13 protein-coding genes are annotated in these 12,873 nt (G+C 60.9%); all 13 read right to left on the reverse strand.

Going from position 1 to position 12,873, the window contains the following annotated elements; translation table 11 throughout:
• Position 1: 1 nt before the first annotated feature.
• A complete protein-coding gene (gene lpxA / locus DJ563_RS15285; RefSeq protein ID WP_033700874.1) occupies positions 2-778 on the reverse strand; it encodes an acyl-ACP--UDP-N-acetylglucosamine O-acyltransferase in 777 nt (258 codons plus the stop codon).
• Positions 775-1,215, reverse strand: coding sequence for a 3-hydroxyacyl-ACP dehydratase FabZ (gene fabZ / locus DJ563_RS15290; protein ID WP_008094893.1), 441 nt, complete (start codon positions 1,213-1,215; stop codon positions 775-777). Before fabZ ends, lpxA begins: the two co-directional genes overlap by 4 nt.
• 113 nt (positions 1,216-1,328) lie before the next feature.
• A complete protein-coding gene (lpxD, locus tag DJ563_RS15295; protein WP_033700876.1) occupies positions 1,329-2,384 on the reverse strand; it encodes a UDP-3-O-(3-hydroxymyristoyl)glucosamine N-acyltransferase in 1,056 nt (351 codons plus the stop codon).
• Between the two features lies 1 nt (position 2,385).
• Positions 2,386-2,889, reverse strand: a complete 504-nt coding sequence (locus tag DJ563_RS15300; protein ID WP_027595800.1) for an OmpH family outer membrane protein — start codon at positions 2,887-2,889, stop codon at positions 2,386-2,388.
• 44 nt (positions 2,890-2,933) lie between these two features.
• The gene (gene bamA / locus DJ563_RS15305) at positions 2,934-5,282 is read right to left on the reverse strand and encodes an outer membrane protein assembly factor BamA (RefSeq protein ID WP_274098293.1); all 2,349 of its coding nucleotides are present in this window, start codon (positions 5,280-5,282) and stop codon (positions 2,934-2,936) included.
• 74 nt (positions 5,283-5,356) lie between these two features.
• Entirely contained in the window at positions 5,357-6,709 is a 1,353-nt protein-coding gene (gene rseP / locus DJ563_RS15310) for an RIP metalloprotease RseP (protein WP_274098292.1), read from the reverse strand.
• Positions 6,710-6,769: 60 nt separating this feature from the next.
• On the reverse strand, positions 6,770-7,960 hold the full coding sequence (gene ispC, locus DJ563_RS15315) for a 1-deoxy-D-xylulose-5-phosphate reductoisomerase (protein ID WP_033700880.1): 1,191 nt from the start codon (positions 7,958-7,960) through the stop codon (positions 6,770-6,772).
• A complete protein-coding gene (locus tag DJ563_RS15320; protein ID WP_186654483.1) occupies positions 7,957-8,772 on the reverse strand; it encodes a phosphatidate cytidylyltransferase in 816 nt (271 codons plus the stop codon). The genes ispC and DJ563_RS15320 overlap by 4 nt, the downstream gene beginning before the upstream one ends.
• Positions 8,772-9,527 carry a polyprenyl diphosphate synthase gene (gene uppS, locus DJ563_RS15325; RefSeq protein ID WP_033700882.1) on the reverse strand — a complete coding sequence of 252 codons (756 nt, stop codon included), beginning with the start codon at positions 9,525-9,527 and terminating at the stop codon, positions 8,772-8,774. Before uppS ends, DJ563_RS15320 begins: the two co-directional genes overlap by 1 nt.
• A gap of 15 nt (positions 9,528-9,542) precedes the next feature.
• Positions 9,543-10,100: a ribosome recycling factor gene (gene frr / locus DJ563_RS15330; RefSeq protein ID WP_274098291.1), complete on the reverse strand. Its 558-nt coding sequence runs from the start codon at positions 10,098-10,100 to the stop codon at positions 9,543-9,545.
• Complete coding sequence (gene pyrH, locus DJ563_RS15335; protein WP_016392310.1) at positions 10,097-10,840, reverse strand: UMP kinase; 744 nt, start codon at positions 10,838-10,840, stop codon at positions 10,097-10,099. The genes frr and pyrH overlap by 4 nt, the downstream gene beginning before the upstream one ends.
• 176 nt (positions 10,841-11,016) lie before the next feature.
• On the reverse strand, positions 11,017-11,880 hold the full coding sequence (gene tsf / locus DJ563_RS15340; RefSeq protein WP_033700885.1) for a translation elongation factor Ts: 864 nt from the start codon (positions 11,878-11,880) through the stop codon (positions 11,017-11,019).
• A 186-nt stretch (positions 11,881-12,066) separates the two neighbouring features.
• Complete coding sequence (gene rpsB, locus DJ563_RS15345; RefSeq protein WP_027595792.1) at positions 12,067-12,804, reverse strand: 30S ribosomal protein S2; 738 nt, start codon at positions 12,802-12,804, stop codon at positions 12,067-12,069.
• Positions 12,805-12,873: the final 69 nt, after the last annotated feature.

The following is a 12,873-nucleotide window of genomic DNA, read 5'->3' on the forward strand; positions in this document are numbered from 1 at the left end:
GTCAGCGCGTGATGCCGCGTGCGGAATTCAGGATCGACTGACGGAACAGCTCGACCTCGGGGTGCTGGGCTGCCGGCTCGTCCAGCGCCTTGATTGCATCTTCGACGGTCAGGCCCTGACGATAGACGATCTTGTAGCAACGCCGCAGGGTATGAATGACCTCGTCGCTGAAACCCCGGCGGCGCATGCCTTCGAAGTTCATGCTCCGGGCTTCGGCCGGGCTGCCGAACACCGTGACGAAGGCCGGCACGTCCTTGCCGATCGCCGTGCCCATGCCAGAAAACGCATGAGCACCGATATGGCAATACTGGTGCACCAAGGTGTACCCGGACAAAATCGCCCAGTCGCCCACGTGCACATGCCCGGCCAACGCGGTGTTGTTCACCAGAATGCAATGATTGCCGATGACACTGTCGTGACCGATGTGCGCATAGGCCATGATCAGGTTGTGATCGCCCAGGGTGGTTTCGGCACGGTCCTGAACGGTACCGCGGTGAATGGTCACGCCTTCGCGGATCACATTGTGATCGCCAATCACCAGACGGGTCGGCTCACCCTTGTACTTGAGGTCAGGAGTGTCTTCGCCGATCGAGGAAAACTGGTAGATACGGTTGTGCTTGCCGATACGGGTCGGCCCTTTGAGCACCACATGCGGGCCAATGATGGTGCCCTCCCCGATTTCGACATCGGGGCCTACGATCGACCACGGGCCCACCTCGACACCATCGGCCAGCTTGGCCGATGGGTCGATGATGGCCCGTGGATCAATCGAATTCATAGGGAGCGTTCCGCGCAGGTGATCTGTGCCGAGCATACAGGCTTGCCGTCGACCAGGGCGCGGCATTCGAATTTCCAGATCATGCTCTTGCGGCTGAGGAACTTGGCTTCCAGCACAAGCTGGTCACCCGGCAATACCGGCTGACGGAAACGCAGTTTGTCGGAACCGACAAAGTAGTACAGGGTGCCGTCAGCCGGCTTGGCATCGAGCATCTTGAAACCGAGAATACCGGCCGCCTGGGCCATGGCCTCGATGATCAGAACGCCCGGCATGATCGGGTGGGCCGGAAAATGGCCATTGAAGAACGGCTCGTTGATGCTGACATTCTTGTAGGCACGAATGCTCTGGGCCTCGAAGTCCAGATCCGTCACGCGGTCCACCAGCAGGAACGGGTAACGGTGAGGCAGGTATTCGCGAATCTCGTTGATGTCCATCATTTCGGGGGGAAGCCTGTAATAAGAATAGGGAGCGCAGGTGCTGACCACGCGCTCCTTTTGCAGTCCAAAGAGGAGCCAGCTAGCGTCTGTTCACTCTTGCTCAGGGAATGGTATCAGCCTTCTGATGCCGGCTGGCCACCTGAGGTCACGGTATCGATGCGCTTTTCCACCTGCTGGAGACGCTTGGCCATGTCGTCCAGGTGGCGGATACGCGCGGCGCTCTTGCGCCAGTCAGCCAATGGCTGCATGGCTGTGCCGGAAGAATAGGCACCCGGTTCGGTGATCGATCGGGTCACCATGGTCATGCCAGACACAAAAACGTTATCACAGACGTCAATATGGCCCACCATGCCGACACCGCCCGCAATGGTGCAGTGCTTGCCGATGCGCGTGCTGCCGGAAATGCCAACACAGGCAGCCATCGCCGTGTGCTCGCCGATCTGGACGTTATGGGCGATCTGGATCTGGTTGTCGAGCTTGACCCCGTCGGCAATGCGCGTGTCCGACAGCGCACCACGGTCAATGGCCGTGTTGACGCCGATTTCCACATCATCACCGATGGTCACGCCGCCGATCTGGGCAATCTTGCGCCACACGCCCTTCTCGTTGGCGAAGCCGAAGCCCTCGCCACCGATCACCGCACCCGACTGGATGACGACACGCTTGCCGATGGTCACGTCATGGTACAGGGTGACCCGTGGCGCCAGCCAACCACCCTCACCGATGACGCAGCGGGCACCGACCACGCAATGAGCACCGATGCTGACATTGGCCGCAATTCGCGCACCGCTCTCGACGACCGCGAACGGGCCGATGCTGGCACTGGCATCCACCTGTGCATCTTCAGCCACCACGGCGCTGGGATGAACTCCCGCCACAGCCTTGGGCTTGGGATCGAACAGATGGGAAATGCGTGCATAGGCCAGGTACGGATCAGCGACGATCAGTGCGTTGCCGGCAAAGCCTTCAGCATCCGCAGCCTTTAGCAGTACCGCTGCCGCCTGGCTGTTATCCAGGAATTTGCGGTACTGCGGGTTGGCGAGGAAGCTCAATTGACCGGGCCCGGCCTCCTGCAAGGTGGCCAGCCCGGTAATCTGCAGCGCCTCAGGCCCCTTGAGGGTGGCCCCGAGGGCTTCGGCCAACTGGCCAAGCGTCATGGTCAAGGTCATATCAACGGGCTTGGTTCATGCGCTCGATGACTTGGCGGGTGATGTCGTACTGAGGTTTGACATCGATGACCGCGCCACGCTCGAGGACCAGGTCGAAACCGCCCTTCTTGATCACTTCCTCGACAGCGCCGTCCAGCTTGGGCTTGAGCTGCTTGAGCATGTCGCGATCAGCAACGGCCTTGGCTTCGTTCAGTTCCTTGGACTGGAACTGGAAGTCGCGGGCCTTTTGCTTGAACTCGAGCTCCAGGCGCTCACGCTCCTGCTGCTGCATCTTGTCGCCGCCCTTGATCAGGCGGTCCTGGATGCCCTTGGCGCTGCTTTCCAGGCTCTTGAGCTTGGTCAGTTGCGGGCCGAATTTTTTCTCGGCATCGACCGCATACTTCTTGGCGGCATCCGATTCAAGCAGGGCCATCTGATAGTTCAGGACGGCAACCTTCATTTCGGCGAAAGCCGGGGTGGCGACCAGCGCCGCGGCCAAGATGGCCAGTTGAGTCAACTTACGCACGATGCACTCCTGGATAAACCGTTGTCGTTATGCAAGGGCCGACCTTAGAAGGTCTGGCCCAGAGAGAATTGGAACACCTGGGTATCGGCGTCGTCCGGTTTCTTGATCGGCATCGCCAGGCTGAAGCTCAACGGGCCCAGCGCAGTAATCCAGGTCACACCCAGGCCCACGGAGCTGGCCATGTCCGAGAAACCGACCTTGGCGCAATCAGGCTTGGAACCGCAATTGGTGTCGAACACGTTACCCACGTCCCAGAACACGGAAGTGCGCAGCGAACGTTGGTCTTTGACGAACGGCAGCGGGAACAGCAGTTCTACACCACCCTGGACCAGCACGTTGCCACCGAACGGCAGCGGATCCTGATCCGGGTCTTCGATAGTGCCCGGGTTGGTACCCCTACTCGGCGTGCTGCGCGGCCCCAGGCTGCTGTCCTTGAAGCCACGGACGGAGTTGAAGCCACCCGCGTAGTAGTTCTCGTAGAACGGCAGGCCGGAAGTGCCACCGAAACCATCACCATAGCCCAGTTCAGTGTGCAGGCGCAGGGTGTATTCGTTATTGATCGGCTTGAACAGCTGGCCGCGGTAGTCAAGCTTGTAGAACGACAGGTCGCTGCCCGGAATGGTCGACTCCAGGGTCAAGCTCTGGGAGTGACCACGGGTAGCCAACACGCCTTTGTTCAAGGTCGACTCGGACCAGCCGATCGACGCTTTGAAGTTGAGGAAGCTGTCGCCCTCTTCTTCGAGGAAATTGAAGATCTCGTCAACGGTGTACTTACCGGTCTTGATCTTGTCCTGCTGAACGCTCAGGCCGTAGGTCAGGCGTGAGGTCTCGCTGATCGGGTAACCCAGGCTGACGCCAGCGCCAAGGCTGTCGACCGCATAGCTGGCAACGTCGACATCGAGGTCGTCGTAGTCGGTGCTGCGGTAGAAGGCGTTGTAGCCCAGGCTGACGCCGTCTGCGGTGAAGTAGGGGTCGACGAAACCGAAGTTGTATCGGGTCTGGTACTCGGAACGGGTCAGGCCGATGGAGACCTTGTTACCCGTACCCAGGAAGTTGCTCTGGCTGATCGAGCCGCCGAGGATCAGGCCGGCGCTCTGGGCGAAACCGACGCTGGCGGTGATCGAGCCGGAGGCTTGTTCTTCGACGCTGTAGTTGACGTCGACCTGGTCATCGGTGCCGGGCACCGGTGGCGTTTCGACGTTGACTTCCTTGAAGAAGCCCAGACGCTCAAGACGGGTCTTGGACTGGTCGATCAGGTAGGTCGAAGCCCAGCCGCCTTCCATCTGGCGCATCTCGCGACGCAGCACTTCGTCTTCGGTCTTGGTGTTGCCGCGGTAGTTGATGCGGTTGACGTAGGCACGCTTGCCCGGGTCGACCACGAACATGATATCGACGGTGTGGTCTTCATCATTGGGCTGCGGCACGCCATTGACGTTGGCGAAGGTATAGCCTTCGTTACCCAGGCGACGGGTGATCAGCTCGGACGTGGTGGTCATCACCTTGCGCGAGAATACCTGGCCCGGCTGCACCAGCAGCAGCGACTTGACCTGGTCTTCAGGAACCTTGAGGTCACCGGAGAGCTTCACGTCACGGACGGTGTACTTCTCGCCTTCGTTGATGTTGACGGTGATGTAGACGTGCTTCTTGTCTGGCGTGATGGACACCTGGGTAGAGGCGATATCCATGTTGATGTAGCCGCGGTCCAGGTAGTAGGAACGCAAACGCTCCAGGTCACCGGACAGTTTTTCACGGGCGTACTTGTCGTCGTTCTTGAAGAACGACAGCCAGTTGGTGGTTTTCAGCTCGAACAGCTGCGACAGCTCTTCGTCGTCGAAGACGTTGTTGCCCACCACGTTGATGTGCTGGATGGCGGCGACGGTGCCTTCGTTGATCTTGATTTTCAGCGCGACGCGGTTGCGCGGCTGCGGCACGACTTCGGCGTCGACCTCGGCCGAGTAGCGGCCCTGGGCCACGTACTGGCGCTGCAGCTCGTTACGCACACCTTCGAGGGTGGCGCGCTGGAAGATTTCGCCTTCAGCCAGGCCCGACTGCTTCAGGCCCTTCATCAGGTCTTCGGTGCTGATCGCCTTGTTGCCTTCGATTTCGATGCTCGACACCGACGGGCGCTCGACCACGTTGATGATCAGGACATTGCCATCGCGGTTCAGCTGGATGTCCTGGAAGAAACCGGTCTTGAACAGGGAACGGGTCGAGTCCACGAGGCGCCGATCGTCGGCCTGGTCGCCCACGTTAAGGGGCAAGGCACCGAAGACGCTGCCGGCGGATACCCGCTGCAGGCCGTTGACACGAATATCGGAGATGGTGAAGGACTCGGCGTGAACTTCAGCGATCATCAGTGCGGAGAGGACCGCAGTTAGCAGCAGACGTTTCATGAAGTCCTTTTATTCCAACTGGCAATAAACAACCCGCCGCAAAAAGACGGCGGGTTCGCAATTGAGCGAAGCTTTTAAAGTCGACCCAGATCGTTGATCAGGGCGAGCAACATCACCCCTATGACCAAACTGATACCGATCTGGACCCCCCAACCTTGTACCCGGTCCGACAGCGGACGACCGCGCGCCCACTCAACCAGGTAAAACAGCAAATGCCCCCCATCCAGTACTGGAATGGGCAGCAGGTTAAGAACCCCCAGGCTTATGCTCAGGTAGGCCAGGAAATTCAGGAAATCCCCCACGCCGGACTGGGCTGAAGCGCCCGCCACTTTAGCAATGGTTATCGGTCCGCTCAAGTTTTTTACCGAGAGCTCTCCGAACAGCATTTTCTTCAGCGACTCGAGGGTCAGGACACTCATGTTCCAGGTGCGCGACAAGCCCTCGCCCACCGCTTCCAGCGGGCCATAGCTGACTTCGCGAAGCATGTTGGCAGGCCATTCGCCACCTTTTACCCCTGCCCCCAGGTAGCCGCCCGAGGCCTTACCCTCGCCCCGCTGCGCCAGGGTTACCGGCACATCCAGGGCAGCGCCGTCGCGCTCCACACGTACCACCACCTTGGCATGCGGGCGGGCGCGCACGGCATCGACCACCTGCTGCCATTCGGTGACGACCACACCGTCGATGGCCAGCAACTTGTCGCCCGTCTTCAAGCCCGCCGCTGCGGCCGGCCCTTTCGATTCGATTTCGGCCAGCACCGGCACGATCACCGGGCGCCAGGGGCGCAAGCCCAGGGACTGGATAGGGTCCGGTTCGTCAGCGCCTTTCAGCCAGTGGTCCAGCTTGATCTGCAGTTGACGCTCGGCGCTGGCGCCTTCATCGCGCACGCCCACCTGCAGGGTGCCGCTCTCGCCCAGGCGGCGCACCAGTTGCAGGTTGACCGCTGACCAACCGCTGGTCGGTTTGCCATCGATGGATACAATTTCCTGACCAGCGGCCAGGCCTGCCGAGGCTGCCAGGCTGTCTACCTCGACCCCACCGATGACCGGGCGGATCTGCTGGGTGCCGAGCATGGCCAGCAGCCAGAAGAACACGATGGCCAAGAGGAAATTGGCAATCGGCCCTGCTGCGACGATGGCAATGCGCTGACGCACGGATTTGCGGTTGAACGACTGGTCGGCCAGCGCAGGCGGTACATCGCCTTCGCGCTCGTCGAGCATCTTGACGTAGCCACCCAGCGGGATCGCTGCCACCACGAACTCGGTACCCTGCCGATCATGCCAGCGCAGCAGCGGCGTGCCGAAGCCTACCGAAAAACGCAGCACCTTGACGCCGCAGCGTCGGGCCACCCAGAAGTGGCCGAATTCGTGAAACGTGACCAGAACACCCAACGCCACCAGGGTGCCGACAATCATGTAGAGCGCAGTCATATCTTTCTCCAGATGACGTTCAGCAGAACGACGTTTCGCACAAGCCCTGGCAGGCCTGCATCAGTGACCGTGACGCCTCAACCACTCGCGGGACAACTCCCGCGCACGCTGGTCGGCGGCAAATACCGCGTCCAACGATGCCAGTGGCACTACGGGCTCCTGATCGAGCACCTGTTCGATCATACCCGCGATCTCCGGGAAGCGGATACGCCGCTGCAGAAATGCCTCGACCGCCACTTCGTTGGCCGCGTTGAGCACTGCGGGCGCGCTGTTGCCGGCCTCGGCAGCCTGCCGCGCCAGGCGCAGGCAAGGGAAGCGCTGTTCGTCAGGGGCCTGGAAATCCAGACGCGCGATGGCGAACAAGTCCAGCGGGGCAACCCCGGAATCAATACGCTCTGGCCAGGCCAGCGCGTTGGCGATAGGCGTGCGCATGTCGGGATTGCCCAACTGGGCGAGCACCGAACCGTCCACGTAATCCACCAGCGAGTGGATCACGCTCTGCGGGTGCACCACCACCTCGACCTTGGCGGGCGAAGCATCGAACAACCAGCACGCCTCGATCAACTCCAGGCCCTTGTTCATCATGCTGGCCGAATCCACGGAAATCTTGCGACCCATGGACCAGTTGGGATGGGCGCAGGCCTGTTCCGGGGTGACATCGGCCAGGGCCGCATGCGGTGTTTCGCGGAACGGGCCGCCCGACGCGGTGAGCAGGATGCGGCGCACCCCAACCTGGCTCAGGCCACGGGCATAGTCACCCGGCAGGCACTGGAAGATCGCATTGTGCTCGCTGTCGATCGGCAACAGCACGGCACCACTGCGCCGCACCGCCTCCATGAACAGCGCGCCGGACATCACCAGCGCCTCCTTGTTGGCCAGCAGCACCTTCTTGCCCGCCTCGACGGCCGCCAAGGTCGGTCGCAGCCCGGCCGCGCCCACGATGGCCGCCATGACCGCATCCACTTCCGCCGCCGCAGCCACCTGGCACAGCCCCGCCTCGCCTTCCAGCACCTGCGTGGCGCAACCCGCTGCCGCCAGGCCGTCACGTAAACGTGCAGCACCCTCGGCACTTGGCACCACCGCAAACTCGGGACGATGGCGCACGCACAACGCCAGCAACTCATCGATGCGCGAATAGCCGCTCAATGCGAAAACCGAGTAGCGCTCGGGGTGACGCGCGATCACATCCAGCGTGCTCAGGCCAATGGAGCCTGTGGCGCCAAGCACGGTGATGCGTTGCACTGCACTCACATCACACCCCATTCAGCAGCCCACAGCAACACCGCAAACAGCGGGATAGCTGCGGTCAGGCTGTCGATGCGGTCAAGCACGCCACCATGGCCGGGCAGCAGGTTACTGCTGTCCTTGATGCCGGAACGCCGCTTGAACATGCTTTCGGTCAGGTCACCGATCACCGAGGCCATGACCACCAGCGCCGCGCCCAGCAGGCCCAGCAAAATCTGGCCGATGCCCCAGTCGCGACTGATACCGACTGCCAGGGTGATGACCAGGCTGACGGCCAGGCCGCCATAGACGCCTTCCCAGCTCTTGCCCGGACTGACCTGCGGCGCCAGCTTGCGCTTGCCGAAGGCTCGGCCAGAGAAATAGGCACCGATGTCGGCGGCCCATACCAGCACCATCACCGACAGGATCAGCCAGTTGCCCAGCGGCCAGTGCTTGAGCAGCACCAGGCCCTGCCACGCCGGCAGCAATACCAGCAGGCCGATCAGCAGGCGGCAGGCCGCACTGGCCCACAGTTCGCTGCTGCGCGGGTAGGTCAGCACCAGCCAGGTGGCCAACGCCCACCAGATCACCGAAGCACCGAGCACCCAGGGCGCCAGGTCAGGCATCAGGTGCAGCAGCATCAGCGCACCGCCGACGACGGCGGCATAGGCAATGCGCAGCGGCTGGGCCATCAACCCAGCCAGGCGCGCCCACTCCCAGGCCCCGAGGGTGACCACGAAGCCGATGAACAGGGCGAAATCCCCACCGTTGAGCAGGAAGAAGCCACCCAGCGCGACCGGCAGCAGGATCAGCGCGGTAATGATGCGTTGTTTAAGCATTAAGCACGAGCTCCAGCCTCGACCTGCTCGCTGGTCTTACCGAAGCGGCGCTGGCGCGAAGCGAAATCGGCCAGGGCATTGCGCATGGCCTCGTGTTTGAAGTCCGGCCAGTACAGGTCGGAGAAATACAGCTCGGCATAGGCCAGCTGCCACAGCAGGAAATTGCTGATGCGCCGCTCGCCACCGGTACGGATACACAAGTCGGGCAACGGCAACTCGCCCGTGGACAGGCAAGTTTGCAGCAGACCCGGCGTAATGTCGTCCGGGCGCAGATGGCCGGCCTGTACTTCCCGCGCCAGGCGCTGGGCAGCCTGGGCGATGTCCCACTGGCCACCGTAGTTGGCCGCGATCTGCAAGATGAAGCGGTTGTTGCCGGCGGTCAGCGCTTCAGCCTCACGCATGGCAGCCTGCAGCTCGGGATGGAAGCGTGAGCGATCGCCGATGATGCGCAAGCAGATGTTGTTCTCGTTGAGGCGGCGAGCCTCACGGCGCAAGGCCGAGAAGAACAGCTCCATCAGCGCACCGACTTCTTCGGCGGGGCGTTGCCAGTTCTCGCTGGAGAAGGCGAACAGGGTCAGCACCTCGACCCCCGATTCGGCACAGACTTCGATGACCGCGCGAACGGCATCGACGCCAGCCTTGTGCCCGGCAACGCCGGGCAACAGGCGCTTCTTCGCCCAGCGGTTGTTGCCATCCATGATGATCGCGACGTGTCGCGGCACCGAGGACGGCGCCGCTGGCTTGGTCTTTTCCATTAAAAAACCTCGGCCTTAAACGGCCAACAGGTCCTTTTCCTTGGCTTTGAACGCCGCGTCGATTTCAGCGACGAACTTGTCGGTGAGCTTCTGGATCTCGTCAGCAGCGCGACGTTCTTCGTCTTCGCTGATTTCCTTGTCCTTGGTCAGTTTCTTCAGGTCGGCGAGGGCATCGCGGCGCACGTTACGCACGGCAACCTTGGCATCTTCGGCAACGCCGCTGGCCTGCTTGGTGTAACCCTTGCGGGTTTCCTCGGTCAGGGCCGGCATCGGTACGCGGATGGTGGTACCGGCGCTGGACGGGTTCAGGCCCAGGTCGGAGGTCAGGATGGCCTTTTCAATGGCTGCGCTGAGGTTCTTGTCGTGGGCGACGATCTTCAGGGTGCGGGCGTCTTCGACGGAAATCGCAGCCACCTGGTTCAGCGGCATCTCGCTACCCCAGGCAGTCACCTTGACGCTGTCCAGGATGCTTGGGTGGGCGCGACCGGTGCGGATAGCGGCCAGGTGGCGACCCAGCGCCTCGATGGACTTGCCCATGCGGTCCTGGGCGTCTTTCTTGATAGCGTTGATCATTTTTGAACTTCCTCGATCAGAGTTCCTTCCGCGCCGCCATGCACGATGTTCAGCAAGGCGCCGGGCTTGTTCATGTTGAAGACGCGCAACGGCATCTTGTGGTCGCGGCACAGACAGATTGCCGTCAGATCCATCACACCCAGCTTGCGATCCAGCACTTCATCGTAGGTCAGATGATCGAACTTCTCGGCATGCGGGTCCTTGAATGGATCTGCAGTGTATACACCATCGACCTTGGTTGCCTTCAATACCACGTCGGCATCGATTTCGATGGCGCGCAGGCAAGCGGCGGAGTCGGTGGTAAAGAACGGGTTGCCGGTACCGGCAGCGAAGATCACGACCTCTTTGGCATTGAGGTGGCGCATGGCTTTGCGGCGATCATAGTGATCGGTTACGCCAACCATGGAAATGGCCGACATGACGATGGCGGTAATGTTTGCCCGCTCCAGCGCGTCGCGCATGGCCAGGGCGTTCATCACGGTCGCCAGCATGCCCATGTGGTCACCGGTGACGCGGTCCATGCCGGCTGCACTGAGCGCCGCACCACGGAACAGGTTGCCACCGCCGATCACCAGACCTACCTGAACACCGATGCCGACCAACTGGCCGACCTCCAGTGCCATGCGATCCAGGACCTTGGGGTCGATCCCGAACTCTTCCGAGCCCATCAGGGCCTCGCCGCTAAGTTTGAGTAGAATGCGTTTATAGCGAGCCTGATAACCACTGCCCTGCTGAGCCATTGCGAATCTCTCCTGCGGCGTTTGTAAAATTCTGCGGGCTGTTTGAGCCTGCGTGTAACTCTAACGTGACGCAGCGACTGCGTCAGCGAGGAACGGTTCTGAAAACCACTCCCGCTTTGACAAAGAGGCTGCGCGCGTGAGCGGGCAGCCTCTTTGGGGCGACAGACGGGTCTGTCTTACTGCTTGGCAGCAGCCAGCTGAGCAGCAACTTCTTCAGCGAAGTTGTCGACCGGCTTCTCGATGCCTTCGCCTACTTTGAAGTAGGTGAAGGAAACGATTTCAGCGCCGGCTTTCTTGGCCAGTTCGCCGACTTTGATTTCCGGGTTCATGACGAAGGCCTGTTCAACCAGGCTGGCTTCGGCCAGGAACTTGGAAATACGGCCTTTGATCATGTTCTCGACGATGTTCTCAGGCTTGCCTTTGATCTTGTCTTCGTTCAGCTGCAGGAAGACCGCCTTCTCACGCTCGATAGCCTCAGCCGAGACTTCCGATGGCAGCAGGAACTCTGGGTTGCTGGCAGCCACGTGCATGGCGATTTCTTTGGCCAGTTGAACGTCGCCGCCCTTCAGCACAACAGCAACACCGATCTTGTTGCCGTGCAGGTAGGTACCGACAACGTCACCCTCAACGCGCACCAGGCGACGGATGTTGACGTTCTCGCCAACCTTGGCAACCAGGGCTTCGCGAGCCGCTTCACGGGAAGCGATCAGCGGAGCGGCATCGGTCAGCTTCTCGGCGAAGGCTTGCTCGACGCTTTCAGCAACGAAGTTCTTGAAGTCGTCTTGCAGGGCCAGGAAGTCGGTCTGCGAGTTCACTTCCAGCAGAACGGCGGACTTTTCGTCGGCCTTGATGGCGATAGCGCCTTCAGCAGCAACGTTGCCAGCCTTTTTGGCAGCCTTGATGGCGCCGGAGGCACGCATGTCGTCAATGGCTTTTTCGATGTCGCCGCCGGCCTTGGTCAGCGCCTTTTTGCAATCCATCATGCCTTCGCCGGTACGCTCGCGCAGTTCTTTGACCAGCGCCGCAGTAATCTCTGCCATTTCAAAATCCTCTTGGAAAGTTTTTCAACCATTCCACCCGCTCGTCACGGGCGTTCAATTCTGCAAATCCGCTGCTTTCATCTCAGCAGGCCCATAGTGCGGGGCCGTTGCTGACAGCAGGATTTCAAGGTGGCAAAAAGGGGGCAGAGCCCCCTTTTTGCGTGCCAAGTAGACGCCAGGCGTCAATTACTCAGCAGCAGGTGCAGCCGCTTCTTCAGCGTAGACTTCGGTGCCGCCAGCAACGTTGTTGCGGCCGCGGATGATGGCGTCAGCCATCGAAGTCATGTACAGCTCGATAGCGCGAATGGCGTCATCGTTACCTGGGATGATGTAGTCAACACCTTCCGGGCTGCTGTTGGTATCGACAACGCCGATAACCGGGATGCCCAGCTTGTTGGCTTCGGTGATAGCAATGCGCTCGTGGTCAACGTCGATCACGAACAGGGCATCAGGCAGGCCGCCCATGTCCTTGATACCACCCAGGCTGCGGTCCAGCTTTTCCAGATCGCGCGAACGCATCAGGGCTTCTTTCTTGGTCAGCTTGGCAAAGGTGCCATCTTCGGCCTGAGTTTCCAGGTCGCGCAGACGCTTGATCGAAGCACGGATGGTTTTGTAGTTGGTCAGCATGCCGCCCAACCAGCGGTGGTCAACGTATGGCGAACCGGCACGAGCAGCTTGCTCGGCGACGATCTTGCCGGCGGAACGCTTGGTGCCGACGAACATGATCTTGTTCTTGCCCTGGGCCAGGCGCTCTACGAAGGCCAGAGCCTCGTTGAACATCGGCAGGGTTTTTTCCAGGTTGATGATGTGGATCTTGTTACGCGCGCCGAAAATGTACTTGCCCATTTTCGGGTTCCAGTAACGGGTCTGGTGACCGAAGTGCACACCGGCCTTCAGCATATCGCGCATGTTGACTTGGGACATGATAGTTCCTTGGTAAGTCGGGTTGGGCCTCCACGCATCCCAATGACCAACCCGCAAATTCTGCAATTC

It is taken from the genome of Pseudomonas sp. NFX1 (genome assembly GCF_051123555.1).
GTDB lineage: Bacteria > Pseudomonadota > Gammaproteobacteria > Pseudomonadales > Pseudomonadaceae > Aquipseudomonas > Aquipseudomonas capeferrum.